Below are 20,966 nucleotides of genomic sequence, written 5' to 3'. Positions count from 1 at the left end.
TTTCCTTCTCTGTCACGCCAGATCTGAAAAACGGCTCATTTATTTTTGCGTGGATTCAAACGCTGGCTTCGACGTTGACCCAGTAGCGGGTAAATCGCCGCACCTTCACCGGCAAACTGATTTGCAGCAGATCGAGAATCCGCTCGCTGTCGTCCAGTGGGTAACTGCCGGAGATCAGCAGTTCGGCAACTTTCGCATCGTAATTGATCTGCCCGCGACGGTAGCGCCCGAGTTCGTCGAGGAAATCCCCCAAACGCATGTGTGCCGCGATCAGCATGCCGTCAGTCCAGGCGCCGCTGTTGGCATCCAGCGGTTTTGCTTCGCTGACCGTCGTTGTGCTGAAACTCAGTTGCCGGGCGACCGGCAGCAGCAGCGGCGCACGATCGGGCGCAACCAGTTCAACCCGGCCTTCGAACAGCGCGACCTGCGTGCGCTCGGCAAACTGGCGTACGTTGAGGCGCGCGCCCTGAGCCTTCAACACACCGTGGGCTGTCTGCACTTCAAAGGATTGCGTGGCGCTCAGGTACATTTCGCCTTCGAGCAGACGGATCAGTCCACCATCCCGAACATCGGCGGCACTCGCGGTGTTGAGCTGTAAAAGGCCGCCTGAGCCGAGCGAGATTTTGCGCCGCTGACCCAGCGGGCTGCGGTAATCGGCGAGCAGCGAAGGCAATGGATTCTGCTCGCGCACCCCCCAGGTCACGGCCGAGCCGGCACCGAGAATCAGCAACAGTTTCAGTGCCTGACGTCGGCTGCCGGACTTCGGCGCATTCAACGCCGCATGCGCCAGTGGCGACGACAATCCACGCAAGCGCGAATTGACCCGCTGAATATGCTCCCACGCACGGCGATGTTCACTGTGCGCATCGAGCCATTGCTGCCACGCGAGTTGCTGGCGTGGACTCAGTTGTCCTTGCTGCATCTCAAGCAACCAATGCACAGCCTGTTCGGCGACCTGCGCAGAAAAATCCATCGGCGGATTCACAGGGCGAAGTAGCAGCGGAGCGCCGCTTTCTGCAGATGACGTTTCACCGTGGCCACGGAAATTCCCAACTCAGCGGCGATCTGCGGATAAGTCAGGCCATCGATCTGCGCCAGTAAAAAAGCGCGTTTGACCGGACGCGGCAAGCCATCGAGCAACTGATCAAGCTCGAGCAGGGTTTGCAGGATGATTGCTTTGTGTTCTTCCGAGGGCGCAAGCATTTCCGGCATCTGCGCGAGCGTGTCGAGGTAGGCGCGTTCCAGGTCCTGGCGGCGGTAGTGATTGCACAGAACACGTTTGGCCAGCGTGGTAAGGAACGCGCGCGGCTCGAGAATCACCGGTGTTTCGCGAGCGGTCAGCACCCGGATAAACGTGTCCTGCGCCAGATCCGCCGCGCGCTCCGGGCAGCCGAGCTTGCGCCGCAACCAGCCGTTGAGCCAGCTGTGGTGGGCCTGATAGAGCGATTCGACAGGATGGGCGGGTGGCAACGGCATTACTCCGGGCGCATTGGGCGTGCGTTAGAGAACAAGAACGGTTCGCATTGTAGGGTGTCGAGGCGACGCGCGGCAATCAAACGCTTTTGCGTATGAGAATATTTATCATTAGTATTGCCGTCTGTTGGTTCGGCTTCGTTGGCCGGACGTTTTTCGTTTCAGGGTCGAAACATGAAAGCCAAACTCGCCGCACTTCCCATGTCCTATCGTCTGGCCGTCACCTCGCGGGTGCTGGCGGCGGTGTTTGGCGGCTATCTGGTCGCGGCGCTGGCGAGTGTCACGCTGACCCTTTGGCTGCCATTGAGCCGCGCCGAGGCGGTGGTGACCGGCATGACGGTTTCGTTTCTGGTGTATCTGGTGGCGGTGCTCTGGTGTTTCGCCTGCCGCAGCCCGTGGTCGGCATGGGTTGGTTTACTGGTGCCGAGTGTGATTCTGGCTACGGTCTCCGGCGCTGCGCGCGGATTGGGTTACGCATGAAAGAGGGTTTTCGCCAGTCGATGGCCTGGCTGCATACCTGGACCGGTCTGGTGTTCGGCTGGTTGCTGTTCGCAATTTTCCTGACCGGCACGCTGGCGTATTTCAAGGATGAAACCAGTCACTGGATGCAGCCGGAAATTCCCGCACGCCCGCTGAATGCCGAAGCCAGCCTGAATCTGGCGCAACACTATCTGCAACAGAATGCTGCCGGCGCGTCACGCTGGCTGATCGACTTGCCCGACGCCCGCGACCCCGGCCTGACCGTGCGCTGGCAGCAAACGCCAGCCAATCCCGGCGAACGCGGGCGCTTCACCAGCAAGACCCTTGACGCGCAGACCGGCGCCGAAGTGCAGGCCCGTGAAAGCATGGGCGGCGAGTTTTTCTACCGCTTCCACTTCCAGCTCCAAATGCCCTATCCATGGGGCCGCTGGCTCTCGACCATCGCCGCGATGGTGATGTTCGTCGCACTGATCAGCGGCATCATCACCCACAAGAAAATCTTCAAGGACTTCTTCACCTTCCGCCCGCGCAAAGGTCAGCGCTCATGGCTCGACGGGCATAACGCGGTGGGGGTGCTGGTGTTGCCGTTTCATCTGATGATCACTTACAGCAGCCTGGTGATTTTCATGTCGATGGTCATGCCGGCGAGCATTCTCGCCTCCTATGGCAGCAACGCCCGGGCGTTTTACGACGAGGTTTTCCCGGCTTCCAATGTTCCCGAGCGGGCCAATCAACCGGCAGATCTGGCACCAATGACGCCACTGTTGATTCAGGCCCGCGAGCGGTGGTCGGGCGGCAATGTCGGGCGCGTGTCCGTCAATAACCCGGGTGATGTGAATGCATCGGTGGTGGTGTCGCGCGCCGGGTCCGACCGCGTTGTTCACGACTCCGGCAGCGCCGTAACCTTCAATGGCGTGACCGGACAAGTCCTCAGCGCAACGCCGCAGCAACGCGTGCCGATGGCGATTGCCGGCGCTTTCTACGGTTTGCACATGGGCCATTTCGCCGCGCCCGTGCTGCGTTGGATGTACTTCATTTGCGGTCTGGCCGGCACGGCGATGATCGGCACCGGGCTGGTGATCTGGCTCGGCAAACGTCAGCTCAAACACGCGAAAAGCGCTGTGATGCCGTTCGAATTGCGGCTGGTGGAAGTGCTGAACATCGCCAGCATGTCCGGGCTGGTCGCAGCAGTGGCGGTGTTCTTCTGGGCCAATCGTCTGCTGCCGGTGAGTCTGGCCGGGCGTGCCGATTGGGAGGTCAATGCGTTTTTCATCGCTTGGGGTTTGAGCCTGGTCCATGCGTTGTTGCGACCGGGCCGCAAGGCGTGGATTGAGCAGCTTCTGTTCGGTGGCGCGTTATTTGCGGCGGTGCCGTTGCTGAGTGTGCTGACGCCTTATCACCTCGGTGTGACCTTGGCGAATGGTGACTGGACGCTCGCCGGTTTCGACCTGACCTGTCTGGCAACCGGGGTATTCCTCGCATGGGCCGCATGGAAAATGCAGCGCGCCGGACAGTCGGTCAGCGTGAAAAAAACACGCCCGCAAAAATCTCATCCGATCACCCTTGAGCAAGGGGTCAACTGATGTTGCTGGCGCTCTTGCTGTGTTACGCCGGCTTCACGGCACTGTGTCTGTCGATGCCCCGTCACCATGATCAATTGCTCGGCAACAAGCCGACTGCGCAGCGTCGGCGCACTCTGCATCTCGGTGGATGGTTGCTGCTGGGTTTGTCGCTGTGGGCAGCAGTCAGCATTAACGGCTGGAGCTTCGGTCTGGTCGACTGGTTCGCCGTATTGATGATCAGCGCTTTGGCGCTGGTGCTGTTGCTGCCGTACCGCCCCCGTCTGGCGCTCGCCTTGGCGGGCGTGAGTCTGCTGGCCAGCCCGGTCGCTGCATGGGCATTCAACTGAAATGCTGATCAGCCATCCCCCGGAATCGCGCGACGATGAGCCGAGCGGGGCGCGTGCGCATTTCCTTCAGGTGTTTCTCTCGCAGCGCCCGCAGATGGAAGCGTTGGTCAGCCGGCGCGTCGGCTGTCGGGCGACAGCGGCGGATCTGGTGCAGGATCTGTTTCTGCGCTTCTGGCGCCGGCCGCTGGTGCAGGTCGAAGAACTCAGCACCTATCTTTTGCGTTGTGCCGGCAACATCGCCATCGATCATTTGCGCAGTGAAGGCGCGCGGGTGCGCGTCAATGAAGGCTGGCAACCGGATGAACCTGACAGTAGCGCCAGCGAACCGCAAGCGGCGCTGGAAGCAGGCAACGATTTGCGCCATGTCGAGGCGGCACTGCGCGCCTTGCCCGAGCGCACGCGACAGATCTTTTTGCTCAACCGCATCCACGGGCGCAAGTACGCCGAGATCGCCAAAGCCATGGGCCTGTCCCAAAGCGCCGTGGAAAAACATATGATGCGCGCCCTCGAGGCCTGCAAGGCCAGCCTGCGCGAACCCGCGCCACGCATGCGAAGGAAAGCACCGTGAATCACATGGATCGCGTCACGCCGACGCCCGCGCAGGAGCAGGCCGCTTTGGCCTGGCTGAGCCTGCTGCACGACCGCCCAAGCGCTGGCGATCAACTGACGTTCAGCCATTGGCTGCGCGCCGATCCGGCCCACGCCGAGGCCTACTCCCAGGCGCAAGTGGTCTGGGAACTGAGCGAAGAGCCGGCGCGCACCTTGGCCGATGAAGATTCGCTGGCGTTGCAGTCGTTGCTCAATGCGATGGATCGACCGCGGCGTCCGCAGATTCGGCGTTGGGCTGGAGCGCTGGCAATGGCCGCGTGTCTGGTGCTCATGATCAGCCTCGGCAGCGGTTGGCAGCCGCAGCGTTGGGTCGATGATCTGGGCGCCGATTACGTGTCGGCTCCCGGTGAAATCCGCACGGTCACGCTGGCCGATCAATCGCAAGTGACGCTGGATGCCGACAGCGCCATTGCGGTGGATTTCAGTCACGGTGAGCGCCATGTGCAACTGCGCCGTGGCGCCGGATTTTTCACCGTCACCCACACTGGCGAGCCGTTTGTGGTCGAGGCCGAGAAAGGTCAGGCGCGCGTGCTCGGCACGCAATTCGAAGTGCGTCTGCAACCGCAGGGTGCGCAAGTCTCGGTGCTGTCCGGGCGCGTCGGCGTGAGCGCAACCCCTGGCGCTCAACAACAGATTCTTACCGCCAACCAACAAGTCGCGTACGGCCAGGGCAATGCGGAAAAATTGCATGCCGTGGACAGCGCCGCGCAACTGGCCTGGCGTCAGGGCTGGCTGACTTACTACAAGACCACGCTGGCCGACGTCGTGCAGGATCTGCGCCGTCATTACCCCGGCCGAATCGTGCTGCTCAACGATGAACTGGCGGCGCGCAAGGTCAGCGGCAGTTTCCCGAGCAAGGATCCGCAGGCGGTTCTGAGTTCGCTGCAAGGGGTGTTGGGATTCGAGCAGCATCAGGTACTCGGAACGCTGATCATCCTGCGCTGAAAATATTTTCACAATTGTAGTGAGGTAAACCCGGAGCTCATCCGTGTAGTGACTGAAACTGCGAGTCATTCGCATCCGTTGCGGTTCTACACAGGTCATTAGCAATGAAGTCCAGGGCAAAATCGGGTTCGGTCAAACAGTGGTTCGGTGCATCAGTGCTGAGCGTTTCGGCGATGGCATTGTTGCCACTGAGCGTGGCTCTCGCCGCGGAAACCGTCAGCAGCCAGCCGCAGAAGCAGTTCAGTTTTTCCCTGAGCGCCAAACCGCTACCGCAGGCCTTGAGCGACTTCAGCCGCGTGACCGGCCAAAGCGTGGTTTACACCGATGAAGCGCCGTACGGTCTCACTGCGCCAGCGGTCACTGGTCAGATGAGCGCCGAGCAGGCGCTGCAACGTCTGCTGAGCGGCTCGGGCCTGAACTTCCGTCGCACCGACAGCCACACCTTCGCCCTCGAACCGCAACCGACTGCCGGTGCGCTGACCCTCGGCGCCACCACCATCACTTCGCAGGTCAATTCGTCGATGAGCTATCAGCCGCCGGCGACCACGTCGGTGATGCGCTCTTCGGCTTCGCTGCAGGAAATCCCGCAGACCATCAACGTGATCCCGGCCCAGGTCATCCGCGATCAGGCACCGCGCAATCTCGACGATGCGCTGGACAACGTCAGCGGCATCACCCAGGGCAACACGTTGGCCAGCACCCAGGACTCGGTGATGACGCGCGGTTTTGGCGACAACCGCAACGGCTCGATCATGCGCGACGGCATGCCGGTGGTGCAGGGACGCGGCATGAACGCCACGGTCGATCGCGTCGAAGTGCTCAAAGGCCCGGCCTCGCTGCTCTACGGAATCCAGGACCCGGGTGGCGTGGTCAACATGGTCAGCAAGAAGCCTGAACTGACCCAATACAACGCGTTGACCTTGCGCGGCTCGACCTACGGCGATGGCAAAAATGGCAGTGGCGGCAGCTTCGACAGCACCGGCGCATTGGGCGATTCCGGCCTTGCCTACCGCATGGTGCTCGATCACGAAGACGAAGATTACTGGCGCAATTTCGGCACCCACCGTGAATCGCTGATCGCGCCGTCGATTGCCTGGTTTGGCGAACGCACCAAGCTGTTGTTCGCTTACGAGCATCGCGAATTTCTTACTCCGTTCGACCGGGGCACGGTGATTGATCCGCGCACCAATCATCCGCTGGACATCTCGCGCAACGAGCGCCTCGACGAGCCGTTCAATGACATGGAAGGGCGTTCGGATCTGTACCATTTCGAGGCCGATCACGAACTCAACGACGACTGGAAAGCGCACTTCGGCTACAGCTGGAACCGCGAAACCTACGATGCGAGCCAGGTGCGCGTGACTGCGATCGACACCAAAAAAGGCACGCTGACGCGCAGCATGGACGGCACGCAAAACGCGATCAGCACCGACCGTTTCACCACTGCCAGCCTCGAAGGCAAGGTCAACGTGCTGGGCATGCAGCATGACCTGGTGTTCGGCGTCGACGACGAGTACCGCAAGATCTACCGTGCCGACCTGATCCGCCAAAAAAGCCTGAGCACCTTCAGCTACGTCAACCCGGTCTACGGCCGCGAAGTCGCCGGCAGCACCGTCAGTGCCGCCGACAGCGCACAGACCGATGAACTGCGCAGCGATTCGATATTTTTGCAGGACTCGATCCACCTCACCGACAAGTGGATTCTGGTGGCTGGCGGACGTTTTCAGGAGTACGACCAGTACGCTGGCAAAGGCGTGCCGTTCAAGGCCAACACCGACAGCAACGGCCAGAAATGGGTGCCGCGCGCAGGTCTGGTGTATCGCTACACCGACGCGTTGTCGTTCTACGGCAGCTACACCGAATCGTTCAAACCCAACTCGACCATCGCCCCGCTGAGCGGCAGCAGCACCGTACTCGACGGCAGCATTGCGCCGGAAGAGGCCAAGTCGTGGGAGCTGGGCGCACGCCTCGACATGCCGGGCAGCATCACTGGCAACATCGCGTTGTTCGACATCAAGAAACGCAACGTGCTGGTAGCCAACTCAGAAGGACCGACGACAATTTACAGCGCGGCCGGTGAAGTGCGTTCGCGCGGTCTGGAAGTTGATCTGAGCGGCCAGCTCAGCGAGCGCTGGAGCATGATCGGCAGCTACGCCTACACCGATGCTGAAGTCACCGAGGATCCGGATTACAAAGGCAAGAGACTGCAAAACGTGGCGAAGAATACCGGCTCGCTGTCGGCGGTGTATGACTTCGGCAGTGTGCTTGGCGGCGATCAATTGCGCGTCGGCGCAGGTGCGCGTTATGTCGGTGAACGGGCGGGCAATGCGGTGAATGATTTTGATCTGCCGAGCTATACCGTGGCTGACGCGTTTGCTACGTACGACACCAAAGTCGAAGGGCAGAAGGTCAAGTTTCAACTGAACGTGAAGAACCTGTTTGACCGGACTTATTACACGTCTTCGGCGAGCCGGTTTTTTGTGTCGATGGGGGATTCGCGGCAGGTTTCGCTTTCGAGCACGCTGGAGTTCTGAGGGCAGATCAAAAGCTACCCTCACCCCAGCCCTCCCGAAACGTCGGACCGCCCGAAGGGAGAGGGGGCCGACCGAGGTGTCTGGCGTTGTACATCGACCTGAAAGATCGAGGCGATTATGGATTCAGCGCGGCACGTTCAGGTCGGCGTATTTCCCCAATATCCCCGTATCGGTCCCCTCTACCTTTGGGAGAGGGCTAGGGTGAGGGGAAAAGGCTTCAGCGCAAAAACGCCTGGCGATACTCGCCGGGCGTCCCACCCAATACCTGCCGAAACCGGTTAGTGAAATGACTGGCACTGGCAAAACCGCAAGCCAGCGCAATCTCCCCCAACGGCAACCGCGTCCCGCGCAACAACTGCCGCGCCCGGCTCAACCTGCGTGCCAGCAGATACTGATGCGGCGGCAAGCCAAAACTCATCCGAAACATCCGCGCAAAGTGGTATTCCGACAACGCGCACAAACCGGCCAGTTGCCCGAGGCTGATTGGCTCGGCCAACTGACTGTCGATGAACTCCACCAACTGTCGGCGTTGATGCGCCGCCAGTCCACCCTTCAGGCGCAAACCCTGACGAATCCCGACTTGGCTGAGCAACGTATGGCTGATCAATTCATGCGCCAGACTGCTGGTCAGCAGACGCTCGCCCGGCTCATCCCAGTTGAGGCTGATCAACTGGCGAAAGCGTTTGGCCTGTTGCGGATCATCGAGAAATGTCTGCTCGCGCAACTGCAATTCGCGAGGTTCGCGATCGAGCAAGGTCACACAGCCCACCGCAAACTGTTCGGCGCTGAAGTACAGATGCGCGAGGCGGATATCGCCGTTGATCACCCAGCCGGATTCATGCTCGGCAGGCAGAATGCATAGCTTGTCCGGCCCACCCTTTTGGCCCGGCTGACCTCGGCGAAATGTGCCAGTGCCACCCGCGATATAGCAGGACAGCGTGTGATGACTCGGCGCTTCGTATTCCTGCGCGTCGTGGTGGTTGGTCCACAAAGCGGCAGACAAGCCGTCACCGAGCTCGGCGCTGTGCACAAGGCGAGCGTTCGGCGAGCGGTTGAGGGCTTGAAAGACTTGCAGTGAATCCAGGGCGGCCATATTGGTTCTCTCCATCGCCTTGCATCCTACTCCGTAGGCCCTGCGCTGCCAGCCTGCGCGCCGACAAAAGCGCAAGTTTATGCAAGTGCGATCGAACACCGCGGGCGGACACTGAACGCCAATTGAGGAGTGTCCACCATGAACCTGTCGTTGTACCTGCTGACCGTGCTGATCTGGGGCACCACCTGGATTGCCTTGAAATGGCAACTGGGCGTGGTGGCGATTCCGGTGTCGATCGTCTATCGCTTCGGCCTCGCCGCGTTGGTGCTGTTCGTTCTGTTGCTGTTGAGCCGGCGCTTGCAACCGATGAACCGTCGCGGGCATGTGATCTGCGTGGCGCAGGGCTTGTGCCTGTTCTGCGTCAATTTCATGTGTTTCCTGACCGCCAGCCAATGGATCCCCAGCGGTCTGGTAGCGGTGGTGTTTTCCACCGCGACCTTGTGGAACGCGCTGAATGCGCGGGTGTTCTTCGGCCAGCGCATCGCACGCAATGTGCTGATGGGCGGCGCGCTGGGGCTGGGTGGTCTCGGTTTGCTGTTCTGGCCGGAACTGGCCGGGCATCAGGCCACCCCGCAAACCTTGCTCGGCCTCGGTTTGGCGCTGTGCGGCACGTTGTGTTTTTCGGCCGGTAACATGCTCTCGAGCCTGCAACAGAAGGCCGGTCTCAAACCGCTGACGACCAACGCCTGGGGCATGGCTTACGGCGCGGCGATGCTCACGGCGTGGTGTCTGGTCAAAGGCATTCCCTTTGACATGGATTGGTCACCGCGTTACGTCGGTGCGCTGCTGTATCTGGTGATCCCGGGATCGGTGATCGGTTTCACCGCGTACCTGACGCTGGTCGGCCGGATGGGGCCGGAGCGCGCCGCTTACTGCACCGTGTTGTTCCCAGTGGTGGCGCTGAATGTCTCGGCATTTGCCGAAGGCTACCAGTGGACAGCGCCAGCGCTGGGCGGTCTGGTGTTGGTGATGCTGGGTAATGTGCTGGTGTTTCGTAAACCACGCCCCCCGGTTGCTTCGAGTCATGGAAAGTTGGCCTGAGATAATCAGGAAATTGAGCGCTCCACGTTCAGCGCTCGGTTTTCAGTGCAATAAAAATCAGCAGCGGCAACATGAAATCGACAATGTGCCGCGCCCAGTCCTTGGCGTTCCAGGTTTTTGAAGTGTCCATGTTGAACCATTCAACTCCAACTATTTGCAAGCATACGTAATAAATAAATATCGCGATTAACAGGCCGATAATTGAAAATTTTTTAGCATCGTGGAACATTTCTGCAGGGTCATTGCGCTTTCGAAACAGTTGATAGGTGCCTAGCAGGCAAAAGGCCGTGTAGGTCACTTCCATGGTGATGATGAACCAGTAGATTCGGTGGTGCATCATCGGTGATTCGATCGCCCGATATCGTATGTTCGGATTAACCAGGGTCGTATCCATGCTCAGAACATGTCCGACATACTCATAGTTGGAAGCGTAGTCGGTGAAGTTGCTGTACATCACCAGCAAGCCGAAGAAGCTGATGTAAGCCATCAGGAGTATTTTGCTATAACGGATTAATTGATCGGTACTCAATGTGTTCACGGATATTGTTCTCCATTGTTTTATCGTGGTTTCGATAAGTCAGGAGAGTTTATAGCGGTAGTCACTATTTCGGTGTCAGGTTGGTTTGCAAGGTATGTATCTGCAAACTTTGAACAGGGCAAGTACAGTGCTGTACTTGCCCTGTTTGATTCAGCCGCGCCAGACTTGCGGATTCACCAAGTCCTGCGGTCGCTCACCCAGCAGGGCGCTGCGCAAGTTGGCGAGCGCGCGATTGGCCATGGCTTCGCGGGTTTCATTGGTTGCCGAGCCGATGTGTGGCAGGGTCACAGCGTTTTTCAGCTGGAACAGCGGCGATTCTGCCAGCGGCTCTTTTTCGTAGACATCCAGGCCTGCACCGCGAATGCGATTGTTCTGCAACGCTTCGATCAGCGCCGGTTCATCAACCACCGGGCCTCGGGAGATATTCACCAGAATCGCGCCCGGCTTCATCAACCCCAGCTCGCGATGGCTGATCAGGTGACGGGTCTTGTCACTGAGCGGCACTACCAGGCAGACGAAGTCGGCTTCGGCGAGCAGTTGATCGAGGCTGCGAAATTGTGCGCCGAGTTCTTGCTCGAGTTCAGTCTTGCGGCTGTTTCCGCTGTAGATGACCGGCATGTTGAAGCCCAGGCGCCCACGGCGGGCGATGGCCGCGCCGATGTTGCCCATGCCGACGATGCCCAGGGTTTTGCCGTGCACGTCACAGCCGAACAATGGTGCGCCGACGCTGGCTTGCCACTGGCCGGCCTTGGTCCAGGCATCCAGTTCGGCGACGCGTCGGGCGCTGCTCATGATCAGCGCAAAGGCCAGGTCGGCGGTGCTTTCGGTGAGCACGTCGGGGGTATTGGTGAGCATGATCCCGCGCTCGTTGAAATAGGCGAGGTCGTAGTTGTCGTAGCCGACCGAGACGCTGGAGACCACTTCGAGTTTTGCGGCGGTTTCAAGTTGTGCGCGGCCGAGTTTGCGCCCGACGCCGATCAAGCCGTGGGCGTGGGGCAGGGCTTCATTGAACTGGGCGTTGATGTCGCCGTTTTTCGGATTGGGGACGATGACGTCGAAGTCCTGTTGCAGGCGTTCGATCATGGGTGGGGTGATGCGGCTGAAGGCCAGGACTGTTTTTTTCATTGCTGAGGACTCGTCGGGCGTCTGGGTGCCAAGCAAGCTAACATTTCTGTTTTGTGTTGTCTTGGCGGCCTCTGGGCCGACCATGCTTTGGGGTGTTTGAGTGAATATCCGTTCCTTCGGGTGCGGGCGCTGGCGGTTTCGCTTTTACAGCGACTCACTTTTTCAAACGCCAAAAAGTAAGCAAAAGGCTTTGCCCCAACGTTCGGCCCGCTCGCCGGGGCTCGGGGTTCCTTCGCTCCGGGGTTCATCCGGGGCATCGCCTCCGGTTTGCTGCGCTGCACCTCCTCTCGATGTTCCCCCCGGATGAACCCCTCCACTCAGCCGGCCGACGGGGCCTTGAGATCAAGAGCGGTACGCGAGCTAACGCTCATTGTGTTGATTGGGGCGGCTTCGCCGCTGGGGGGAAATAATGGTGATGGGCTTTTCAAAACTTGAAATCGACTCGGTATTTCACGTCGGCGTATTTCTTGTGGGCTCCTCGGTCAGTCCCCTCTACCTCTGGGCGGTCCGACGTTTCGGGAGGGTTAGGGTGAGGGGGCATTTACCATTGTGAACCTCACTGCCTACTGTGATGACGGCAGTGAGGAATTGATGTTTTCCGCCTTTAAACTTCGCTCCACCTATCGACTTTGATTTTGCCAATTGCTTGGTGGCCTTTGCCTTCATCTAAAACACTGACGTTGAATTCGGCTTCGAATTCACCTGTCTTTCGATCAAACTTTTTAACGGTGAAATGACCTGAATTCTTGTCGGTTACGTAGTTTCTGCTGTGAGTTTCACCGTGTTCATCCATCCAGACTTCTCGAAAGTTGGGGGCGATCTTAACGGCAGCGTTGGGTAGCTCATAGCGTATAGCCTGGATGTCCTGAGAAACGACGAGACCAATTTCATTCCATTCGGTTTTACTAAGTTGTTGCTTGGCGATTAGATAAATTCCTATGGAATCGCCGTCGAAAAAAAAACGAGACCTGACCTTGAAAGTCGGGAAACTTGAATCCGTGAATTTGAGCGGCAAGAGTGCCAACGTCTGCACGTGTTTTGATATCAGCGAACATAGGTGATGCTCCTCGAATGAACTATGAAATTACGTCACAAAGTGTCATGTCGAAGAACTATCCTGCCAACTGTCAGAAATGACAGTTGGCTAGACTTGATCGCTATAATCGAGTGCGACTACTGTGAATTTCCAGCACTCGCCGCCAATAATCAATTCGCAACCCGCGCGCCCGCCAGACTCCCACTCAACTCGTACGCCGCCAATTCCGCCTGATGCGCCGCCAGTATTTCCGGCAACGAGCCACGCATGTATTCCACCCAGGTCTTGATCTTCGCATCCAGATACTGCCGCGATGGGTAGATCGCGTACAGGTTCAGTTCTTGCGAGCGATAGTTGGGCATTACCCGCACCAGTGTGCCGTTGCGCAGGCCCTCTATCGCCGCATATACCGGTAATACACCGACGCCCATGCCGCTGGTGATCGCGGTTTTCATGGCGTCGGCGGAGTTGACCAGGAACGGTGAGCTGTTGATGGTGACCATTTCCTGGCCTTCCGGGCCGTCGAAGGCCCATTTTTCCAGCGGGATCACCGGGCTGACCAGGCGCAGGCAGGCGTGGTTGAGCAGGTCGCTGGGTTTTTGTGCGCAGCCGTTGGCTTTCACGTAGGCCGGGGAGGCGCAGACGATGCTGTAGGTGATGCCCAGGCGTTGGGAGACGAAACCCGAGTCCGGCAGTTCGCTGGCGAGCACGATGGACACGTCGTAGCCTTCGTCGAGCAGGTCCGGGACGCGGTTGGCCAGGGTCAGGTCGAAGGTCACGTCCGGGTGGGTCTTGCGGTAGCGGGCGATGGCGTCGATCACGAAGTGCTGGCCGATGCCGGTCATGGTGTGCACTTTGAGCTGTCCGGCCGGGCGTGCGTGGGCGTCGCTGGCTTCGGCTTCGGCTTCTTCGACGTAGGCGAGGATCTGTTCACAACGCAGCAGGTAGCGTTTGCCAGCCTCGGTCAGGGCGATGCGCCGTGTGGTGCGGTTGAGCAGGCGGGTTTGCAGGTGGGCCTCAAGGTTGGAGACCGCGCGCGAAACGTTGGCGGTGGTGGTGTCGAGTTGCACGGCGGCGGCGGTGAAGCTGCCGGCTTCGGCCACGCAACTGAAGGCGCGCATGTTTTGCAAAGTGTCCATGGGGTGCTCTCAAGGCAGATGGCAAATTGTGACACGAAGTTTCGAGGCTGAGACCCCGACCAAGGGATTATCGCGTTAACGGTAACAAAGATTCACAGGAATCCCAGCTTATCGCCGCAAAGGCGCCCCCCTAGAATTGCGCCCACCTCGAAACATCTCCCCTCTCAGGAATTCGCAGCAGTGCCGCGTCGCATCAACAGAGCGCTTATGCCGCTCAGTGTTCTGGCTTTTACCCTGTTCATCAGCGGCTGCATCGGTACCCAAGGAATTGCCCCGCAGGGCAAGGCGCTGGAAGCCAATTCACTGGCCACCGACGAGGCCATCGCCCACGCCGCCCGTGATGCAAACTGGCCGACTGCGCAATGGTGGCAAGCCTACGGCGACCCACAACTGAATCGCTGGATTGATCTGGCCGTGCAAGGCAGCCCGAGCATGGCGATGGCCGCCGCGCGGGTGCGTCAGGCCAGATCCCTGGCCGGCGTTGCCGAGGCCGCCGAGTCGTTGCAGATCAACGGTGAGTCGACGCTTAAACGCCACAACTGGCCGACCGATCAGTTCTACGGTCCGGGCGAGTTGGCCACCACCACCACTTGGGACAACAACGCAGCGCTGGGTTTCAGTTACGCCCTCGACCTCTGGGGCCGGGAAAAGAACAGCAGCGAACGTGCCGTGGATCTGGCGCACATGAGCGCTGCCGAAGCGCGTCTGGCTCAACTCGAATTGCAGAACAACGTCGTGCGCGCCTACATCGAGATGTCGCTGCATTACGCCCAGCGCGACATCGTTGCCGCGACGCTCAGGCAGCAACAGCAGATTCTCGATCTCGCGCAAAAGCGCTTGAACGGCGGGATCGGCACGCACTTCGAAGTCAGCCAGGCGCAAACGCCGTTGCCGGAAACCCATCGGCAGCTGGATGCGCTCGACGAGGAAATTGCCCTGAGCCGCAACCAACTCGCCGCCCTCGCAGGTAAAGGGCCGGGGGAGGGCGCGCAATTGCAACGGCCAACTTTGGCGCTCGGTGCTGCGCTGAAACTGCCGTCGGCGCTGCCGGCCGAACTGCTCGGCCAGCGTCCGGACGTGGTCGCCAGTCGCTGGCAAGTCGCGGCGCAAGCACGCGGAATCGATGTGGCACACGCGGGGTTCTATCCAAACGTTGATCTGGTCGGCAGCCTCGGTTACATGGCCACTGGCGGTGGCGCGCTGGAGTTTTTGACTGGCAAGAAGCTCACCTACAACGTCGGTCCGGCTATCTCGCTGCCGATCTTCGACGGCGGCCGATTGCGCGCTGAACTCGGTGAAGCATCCGCCGGTTACGACTTCGCCGTGGCGCATTACAACCAGACGCTGATCAATGCGCTGAAGAACATCTCCGACCAGTTGATCCGCCGCGAATCGATGGACAAGCAGCAAGCATTCGCCGCCGAGTCCGTGGCCACCGCGCAGAAGACCTACGACATTGCGCTGATCGCTTATCAGCGTGGGCTCACTGATTACCTCAACGTGCTCAACGCCCAGACTTTGCTGTTCAAACAGCAACAAGTGCAGCAGCAAGTGCAGGCGGCGCGGCTGAGTGCTCACGCGGAACTCGTGACTGCATTGGGCGGAGGTCTCGACGCCGGCAACGACGCGCCAACCGCCGAACAAACCCAAGCCCCGAAAACCCCGGCACTCCTGCGTTGAAACTACCCCCTGTGGCGAGGGAGCTTGCTCCCGCTGGGCAGCGAAGCGGCCCCAAAAATCCTGTGAGTGCTGCGCACTCAAGCGGGAGCAAGCTCCCTCGCCACAGGTTTTGCATTCGCCACAGAAAATTCTGTAATCCTGGATCACTGAGCCAAACTTCATGACTCCCTTGCCCGCCCCTCTGCGCTGGCTCTACTCGCTCGAATGGCGTCGCGGTTTCTTCGACTGGGCGCGCAGCGATGGCGTGACCTGGGTCTACATCTTCAAGGTGTTGCTCGCCGCTTTCCTCACCCTGTGGCTGGCGATGCGTCTGGAATTGCCGCAACCGCGCACGGCGATGATCACCGTGTTTATCGTCATGCAGCCGCAAAGCGGTCAGGTGTTCGCCAAGAGTTTCTATCGCTTTCTCGGCACCTTGGCTGGGTCGGCGATGATGGTCACGCTGATCGCCCTGTTCGCGCAGAACACCGAATTGTTCCTCGGTTCGCTGGCGATCTGGGTCGGTGTCTGTACGGCTGGCGCAACCCGCTGCCGCAACTTCCGCGCTTATGGTTTTGTGTTGGCCGGCTACACCGCTGCGATGGTCGGCCTGCCAGCGCTGGCGCATCCCGACGGTGCGTTCATGGCGGCAGTTTGGCGGGTGCTGGAGATCTCGCTGGGGATTCTCTGCGCCACCGTGATCAGCGCCGCGATCCTGCCGCAGACCGCCAGCGCGGCGATGCGCAACGCCTTGTATCAGCGCTTCGGCGTGTTTGCGCTGTTCGTCACCGATGGTCTGCGCGGGCGCAGCCAACCTGAAGCGTTCGAAGCGACCAACGTGCGTTTCATCGCCGAAGCCGTCGGCCTTGAAGGCTTGCGCAGCGTGACCGTGTTCGAAGACCCGCACATGCGTCGGCGCAACGGTCGGCTCAGTCGCCTGAACAGCGAATTCATGAGCATCACCACGCGCTTCAACGCCTTGCATCAGCTGCTCGAACGCCTGCGGCGCAACGGCGCGGATCATGTTGAAGCGGCGATCCAACCGGGTTTGCAGGAGCTGGCCGAAGTGCTCGACGGCTTCAGCGGCCGCTCGCTGACCAGCCCCGATGCGGCGCGTCTGGTGACGGCGCTTGCGTCCTACAAGGCAGGCTTGCCGGCGCGCGTGCGGGCCTTGCGCGCTGAGTTTCAGCAGAGCGATCCAAGCGACGCCGAGCAGCTGGATTTCCACACCGCTTACGAACTGCTGTATCGCTTCGTCGACGAGCTGCACAGTTATGCACAGACCCACGCCTCTCTGGCCGAACACAGCCACGAGCGCGAGCGCTGGGATGAGCCGTTCTCCCCGCAAACCAACTGGTGGGCCGCAGCGGCATCGGGGATTCGCGCGTCGTTCATCCTGATTGTGCTCGGCAGTTATTGGGTCGCCACCGCGTGGCCGAGTGGCGCGACCATGACCATGATTGCCGCCGCCACCGTGGGCCTGTCTGCCGCGACCCCGAATCCGAAACGCATGGCGTTTCAGATGGCTTGCGGCACCTTTCTCGGGGCGCTGATCGGCTTCGTCGAGATGTTTTTCATCTTCCCGTGGATCGATGGTTTCCCGCTGCTATGCGTGATGCTCGTGCCAGTGATCGTGCTCGGTTCGTTCCTGACTTCGCGCGCGCAATACGCCGGAGTCGGTCTCGGCCTGCTGATCTTTTTCAGCACCGGTTCGGTGCCGGACAATCTGACTATCTACAACCCGTACACTTTCATCAACGATTACATCGCCATGGTCATCGGCATGCTGGTGTGCGCCGCTGCCGGCGCGATCATCCTGCCGCCGAACAGTCGCTGGTTGTGGAAACGTCTGGAGCAGGATCTGCGCGGGCAAGTGGTGTATGCGATCAGCGGCAAACTCAAAGGTTTGACTTCGCGTTTTGAAAGCCGCACCCGCGATCTGCTGCATCAGGCTTACGGCTTGGCGGCAGGTGAGCCGAAGGTGCAGCAAAATCTGCTGCGCTGGATGTTCGTGGTGCTTGAAGTCGGTCACGCGGTGATCGAGTTGCGCAAGGAGCAGGCAATTCTGCCGGTGCATCCGGCGTATGCCGAGTCGCAGCCGTGGCGCCAGGCGATCCGCGTGATGGGCCGTTCGTTGGTGCGGCTGTTTCTGCAACCGAATACGAGCAATCTCGAACGCGCACTGGTCGCGGTGGACCACGCGATCAGCCGTGTCGCAGCCACCGACGAGCCGTTCGCGCCGCATTTCGACACCTCGGCGTTGCGCCGGGTAAAGAGCTACCTGCACTTCATCCGCACCTCATTGCTCGACCCGCAATCGCCGCTTTCGGCCTACACCGTCGCCAAGCCCGAAGGACTTGCCCATGCCTCGTGAAATTGCGTTCCACGGCGTGTACATGCCGACCATGACCCTGATGTTTTTCATCGCTGCGGCGTTGGCCTGGGCGCTGGATCGTTTTCTGTCCGGGTTCGATCTGTACCGTTTCTTCTGGCACCCGGCGCTGCTGCGTTTGAGCCTTTTTTTCTGTCTGTTCGGCGCGCTGGCGCTGACTGTCTACCGTTGAGAACGATCTGATGAAAAAGTTTTTCAGCCTGCTGGCGACCCTGTTGGTGCTGGCTTTGGCGCTGTGGATCGGCCGCACGTTGTGGGTGCATTACATGGACACGCCGTGGACCCGTGACGGACGCGTGCGCGCCGACATCATCAACGTGGCCGCCGACGTCACTGGCGAGGTGATCGACGTGCCGGTGCGCGACAACCAGTTGGTGAAGAAGGGCGATTTGCTGATGCAGATCGACCCCGAGCACTACCGCATTGCCGTCAAGCAAGCGCAGTCGCTGGTGGCTTCGCGCAAGGCAACGTGGGAAATGCGCAAGGTAAACGCCCACCGTCGCGCCGACATGGACGCGCTGGTGATCTCCAAAGAAAACCGCGACGACGCCAGCAACATCGCCGACTCGGCGCTGGCCGATTATCAACACGCCCAGGCACAGCTGGAAGCCGCTGAACTCAACCTCAAACGCACGCAAGTGCGCGCTGCTGTCGACGGTTATGTGACCAACCTCAACGTGCATCGCGGCGACTACGCGCGCATTGGCGAAGCGAAAATGGCCGTGGTCGACATGAACTCGTTCTGGGTCTACGGTTTCTTCGAAGAAACCAAACTGCCGCATGTTCGGGTTGGCGATAAAGCCGACATGCAGTTGATGAGCGGCGAAACGCTTAAGGGTCATGTGGAAAGTATTTCGCGCGGCATCTACGATCGCGACAATCCGGAAAGCCGTGAACTGATCGCCGATGTGAACCCGACCTTCAACTGGGTGCGGCTGGCGCAACGGGTGCCGGTGCGGATTCACATTGATCATGTGCCGGAAGGAGTCTTGCTGGCAGCGGGGATTACTTGCACGGTGGTGGTGAATCAGGCTTCTGTGGATAACTGATCGACCGAGTTGCTGCCATCGCGGGCAAGCCCGCTCCCACAGGATTGTTGGCGTACTCAAAATTCCTGAACACCGCAAAACCTGTGGGAGCGTGGCTTGCCCGCGATGCAGGCGACTCGGTCTTGCAGGAAATTGCCGAACGACTAGACGCTGCAAAACGTCTCGTGCAGATGCAGCCAGATAATCTGCCCGGATGCGAGTTTTTCAAACACCACGGTCGAGCGCCGATCCGTATGCAAGCCGCTCGCATCGGTCTGCTGCTCGCGGTAACTCACCGTCGCTCCGTGTTCATGGATGGCAATCCCGTGCAGCTCGCTGAGCGCGATCCGGAACCCGCTCTTCTTGCCTCCGGCCATTTGAAATAACGCGCGCAAGGCCTCGAAATCCAGCACCCGGCCCAGCGGCGAGACCATGCAAAAGCGTGGCGAAAAACGCGTCAGCAATCGCTCCAGTTCAGCCTCGTCTTGCGCCACGGCAAACCATCGTTCGATCGCCTCGTGCGCCTGAATCACTTCGTCAAAATATTCGGTGTAGTCAGTCATGTGGATTTTTCCGGAAGGGGTGGAGAGGTCAGCAGCGCGAGCACTTTGCTCGCATCGAAACGCAGCACGGCGACCATTGGCAACAGCGTGAGCAGCGCGGCGGCGAGGAAGCAATATTCGAAGCCGTTGGCGCCCAAGGCCCCGAGCAGTGAGCTGAGCAGCGCTGCGCCGAGGCAGAAACCGAGCTGGCGATTGATGTTCCACAGGGCGCTGGAGTGGCCCATTTTCTCCGGCGCGATGCCGACAAACGCCAAGGTCTGCGCGGTTACGCTACACAGACTGCCGCCCAGCCCCATCAGCGCGTAGGCAATGATCAGCGGGCCACCTGCGGGTTGTTCAATCTGCATCAGCACAACAATCCCAAGGCATTGCAACAGCATGCCGGCGATCAGCAACGGTTTGGGACCGACGCGGTTGAAGCTGCGTTTGCCAAGCATGATCGCCACACCCGAGGCCGCCGCCCAGGACAGCATCAGCGCGCCGGTTTGCGCCGCGCCGAAACCGAGCTCGTGCAGGTACAACACGGCAATCATGTTGGTGCCGGTGAAGATGCCCGGCACAAACAGGTAGATCAGCATCGCCAGGCGCAGGGACGGGTTCCTGATCAGTTGCAGATCAAGCACCGCACCGGGTTTGTGCCAGCCATCGCGCAGATATATCCACAGGATCACGCCGCTGAACAGCAGCACACCGCCCGCGAGGTTACGAGTTGCGGCTGCGCTCGCCAGGCTCACGGCAACCAACAACAGACTCAGGGCCGAGACCGCCAGCAGCAGACCGCGAGCATCAAGGGTCGGGCGTTCGCGTGTCGGTTGGTCGGGTTGCAACCAGAGCAGGCCGAGTCCGAAAGCCAGTAACGCCATTGGCATGTTCAGGTAAAAAATCCAGCGCCATGACAATGTCTGAACGATCAACCCGCCGGCCGCTGGCGACAGCGCCGGCACCATCAGCGCCACCAGCAAAACCACGCCAGTGAAGTGCGCGCGTTGCGTCGCCGGAAACTCGCGATAGGCCAAGGCCTGACCGACCGGCAGCAGCAATCCACCGCCCAGCCCTTGCAACAGCCGCCAGCCGATCAGGCTTTCAATCGAACCGGCCTGGGCCACCAGTCCGGACGCTACGCCGAATACCAGCAACGAAGCGAGGATCAGCCGGCGCTCGCCGACCCGCGCGGCCAGCCACACACTCAGCGGAATGATCAGTGTCAGCCCGAGCATGTAAGCGTTGGTGATCCACGCCAGTTGCGTCACCGATGCCTGCAATTGCCGGGCGATGTCCGGGTAGGCAATGCTCGCGGCGAACATGTTCAGCAGGTCGAGAGCGAACCCCAACAGATACACCAACGCGACTTTCGAGCGGTAGGCCATGGCAACTTCCCTGTGATGAGGTGTGCAGGGTAGGG

Annotated in this window: 20 protein-coding genes; 11 read left to right on the top strand and 9 right to left on the bottom strand. The window is 60.2% G+C overall.

Annotation, left to right across the window (positions count from 1 at the left end; genetic code table 11):
* Positions 1-55: 55 nt before the first annotated feature.
* On the bottom strand, positions 56-985 hold the full coding sequence (locus tag ACP7BN_RS05950) for a DUF4880 domain-containing protein (protein ID WP_426202439.1): 930 nt from the start codon (positions 983-985) through the stop codon (positions 56-58).
* The gene (locus tag ACP7BN_RS05945) at positions 982-1,476 is read right to left on the bottom strand and encodes a sigma-70 family RNA polymerase sigma factor (protein ID WP_426202437.1); all 495 of its coding nucleotides are present in this window, start codon (positions 1,474-1,476) and stop codon (positions 982-984) included. Before ACP7BN_RS05945 ends, ACP7BN_RS05950 begins: the two co-directional genes overlap by 4 nt.
* A 171-nt stretch (positions 1,477-1,647) precedes the next feature.
* Here ACP7BN_RS05945 and ACP7BN_RS05940 point away from each other — a divergent pair, with 171 nt between their 5' ends.
* The 6 genes from ACP7BN_RS05940 to ACP7BN_RS05915 all read left to right on the top strand — a co-directional run bounded on the left by ACP7BN_RS05940 (position 1,648) and on the right by ACP7BN_RS05915 (position 7,950).
* Positions 1,648-1,953 carry a DUF3649 domain-containing protein gene (locus ACP7BN_RS05940; RefSeq protein ID WP_420647689.1) on the top strand — a complete coding sequence of 102 codons (306 nt, stop codon included), beginning with the start codon at positions 1,648-1,650 and terminating at the stop codon, positions 1,951-1,953.
* Positions 1,950-3,536, top strand: a complete 1,587-nt coding sequence (locus ACP7BN_RS05935; RefSeq protein ID WP_426202435.1) for a PepSY-associated TM helix domain-containing protein — start codon at positions 1,950-1,952, stop codon at positions 3,534-3,536. The genes ACP7BN_RS05940 and ACP7BN_RS05935 overlap by 4 nt, the downstream gene beginning before the upstream one ends.
* Positions 3,536-3,862 (top strand): DUF3325 domain-containing protein, encoded by a 327-nt coding sequence (locus tag ACP7BN_RS05930; RefSeq protein WP_426202433.1) that lies wholly within the window; start codon positions 3,536-3,538, stop codon positions 3,860-3,862. Before ACP7BN_RS05935 ends, ACP7BN_RS05930 begins: the two co-directional genes overlap by 1 nt.
* 1 nt (position 3,863) lies before the next feature.
* Complete coding sequence (locus ACP7BN_RS05925) at positions 3,864-4,430, top strand: RNA polymerase sigma factor (RefSeq protein WP_420647692.1); 567 nt, start codon at positions 3,864-3,866, stop codon at positions 4,428-4,430.
* The gene (locus ACP7BN_RS05920; protein ID WP_426202430.1) at positions 4,427-5,416 is read left to right on the top strand and encodes a FecR family protein; all 990 of its coding nucleotides are present in this window, start codon (positions 4,427-4,429) and stop codon (positions 5,414-5,416) included. The genes ACP7BN_RS05925 and ACP7BN_RS05920 overlap by 4 nt, the downstream gene beginning before the upstream one ends.
* A gap of 104 nt (positions 5,417-5,520) precedes the next feature.
* Positions 5,521-7,950 carry a TonB-dependent siderophore receptor gene (locus ACP7BN_RS05915; RefSeq protein ID WP_426202427.1) on the top strand — a complete coding sequence of 810 codons (2,430 nt, stop codon included), beginning with the start codon at positions 5,521-5,523 and terminating at the stop codon, positions 7,948-7,950.
* Positions 7,951-8,167: 217 nt separating this feature from the next.
* Here the strand turns inward: ACP7BN_RS05915 and ACP7BN_RS05910 are convergent, their stop codons facing one another.
* Positions 8,168-9,043: a helix-turn-helix domain-containing protein gene (locus tag ACP7BN_RS05910; protein WP_426202425.1), complete on the bottom strand. Its 876-nt coding sequence runs from the start codon at positions 9,041-9,043 to the stop codon at positions 8,168-8,170.
* A gap of 138 nt (positions 9,044-9,181) precedes the next feature.
* Between ACP7BN_RS05910 and ACP7BN_RS05905 the strand changes: the two genes are divergently transcribed.
* Positions 9,182-10,084: a DMT family transporter gene (locus ACP7BN_RS05905; RefSeq protein WP_426202422.1), complete on the top strand. Its 903-nt coding sequence runs from the start codon at positions 9,182-9,184 to the stop codon at positions 10,082-10,084.
* Between the two features lie 28 nt (positions 10,085-10,112).
* On the opposite strand, the gene ACP7BN_RS05900 is transcribed toward ACP7BN_RS05905, so the two are convergent.
* The 4 genes from ACP7BN_RS05900 to ACP7BN_RS05885 form a co-directional block, all read right to left on the bottom strand.
* The gene (locus ACP7BN_RS05900; RefSeq protein WP_426202420.1) at positions 10,113-10,622 is read right to left on the bottom strand and encodes a DUF2165 family protein; all 510 of its coding nucleotides are present in this window, start codon (positions 10,620-10,622) and stop codon (positions 10,113-10,115) included.
* 150 nt (positions 10,623-10,772) lie between these two features.
* Positions 10,773-11,747 carry a 2-hydroxyacid dehydrogenase gene (locus ACP7BN_RS05895; RefSeq protein ID WP_426202418.1) on the bottom strand — a complete coding sequence of 325 codons (975 nt, stop codon included), beginning with the start codon at positions 11,745-11,747 and terminating at the stop codon, positions 10,773-10,775.
* Positions 11,748-12,351: 604 nt separating this feature from the next.
* Positions 12,352-12,780, bottom strand: coding sequence for a hypothetical protein (locus tag ACP7BN_RS05890; RefSeq protein WP_426202415.1), 429 nt, complete (start codon positions 12,778-12,780; stop codon positions 12,352-12,354).
* 173 nt (positions 12,781-12,953) lie between these two features.
* Entirely contained in the window at positions 12,954-13,922 is a 969-nt protein-coding gene (locus ACP7BN_RS05885; RefSeq protein ID WP_420647699.1) for a LysR family transcriptional regulator, read from the bottom strand.
* A gap of 180 nt (positions 13,923-14,102) precedes the next feature.
* Here ACP7BN_RS05885 and ACP7BN_RS05880 point away from each other — a divergent pair, with 180 nt between their 5' ends.
* From ACP7BN_RS05880 to ACP7BN_RS05865, 4 genes are all read left to right on the top strand, one after another.
* Positions 14,103-15,602: an efflux transporter outer membrane subunit gene (locus ACP7BN_RS05880; RefSeq protein ID WP_426202413.1), complete on the top strand. Its 1,500-nt coding sequence runs from the start codon at positions 14,103-14,105 to the stop codon at positions 15,600-15,602.
* 160 nt (positions 15,603-15,762) lie between these two features.
* Positions 15,763-17,955 (top strand): FUSC family protein, encoded by a 2,193-nt coding sequence (locus ACP7BN_RS05875; RefSeq protein WP_426202411.1) that lies wholly within the window; start codon positions 15,763-15,765, stop codon positions 17,953-17,955.
* Positions 17,945-18,145 carry a DUF1656 domain-containing protein gene (locus ACP7BN_RS05870; protein WP_420647702.1) on the top strand — a complete coding sequence of 67 codons (201 nt, stop codon included), beginning with the start codon at positions 17,945-17,947 and terminating at the stop codon, positions 18,143-18,145. The genes ACP7BN_RS05875 and ACP7BN_RS05870 overlap by 11 nt, the downstream gene beginning before the upstream one ends.
* Positions 18,146-18,155: 10 nt before the next feature.
* Positions 18,156-19,022, top strand: a complete 867-nt coding sequence (locus ACP7BN_RS05865) for an efflux RND transporter periplasmic adaptor subunit (RefSeq protein ID WP_426202409.1) — start codon at positions 18,156-18,158, stop codon at positions 19,020-19,022.
* Positions 19,023-19,165: 143 nt separating this feature from the next.
* Here ACP7BN_RS05865 and ACP7BN_RS05860 read toward each other — a convergent pair whose 3' ends face one another.
* Together ACP7BN_RS05860 and ACP7BN_RS05855 are read right to left on the bottom strand one after the other, a co-directional pair.
* Positions 19,166-19,564, bottom strand: a complete 399-nt coding sequence (locus tag ACP7BN_RS05860; protein WP_426202407.1) for a DUF4440 domain-containing protein — start codon at positions 19,562-19,564, stop codon at positions 19,166-19,168.
* Positions 19,561-20,931 (bottom strand): MFS transporter, encoded by a 1,371-nt coding sequence (locus tag ACP7BN_RS05855; protein ID WP_426202404.1) that lies wholly within the window; start codon positions 20,929-20,931, stop codon positions 19,561-19,563. Before ACP7BN_RS05855 ends, ACP7BN_RS05860 begins: the two co-directional genes overlap by 4 nt.
* Positions 20,932-20,966: the final 35 nt, after the last annotated feature.

The sequence above is a fragment of the Pseudomonas sp. TWP3-1 genome (assembly GCF_049896625.1).
In the GTDB taxonomy this organism is placed as follows: Bacteria; Pseudomonadota; Gammaproteobacteria; order Pseudomonadales; family Pseudomonadaceae; genus Aquipseudomonas.
The sequence above is the reverse complement of the archived record's forward strand: the minus strand, read 5'-3'. Positions and strand labels throughout refer to the sequence as shown.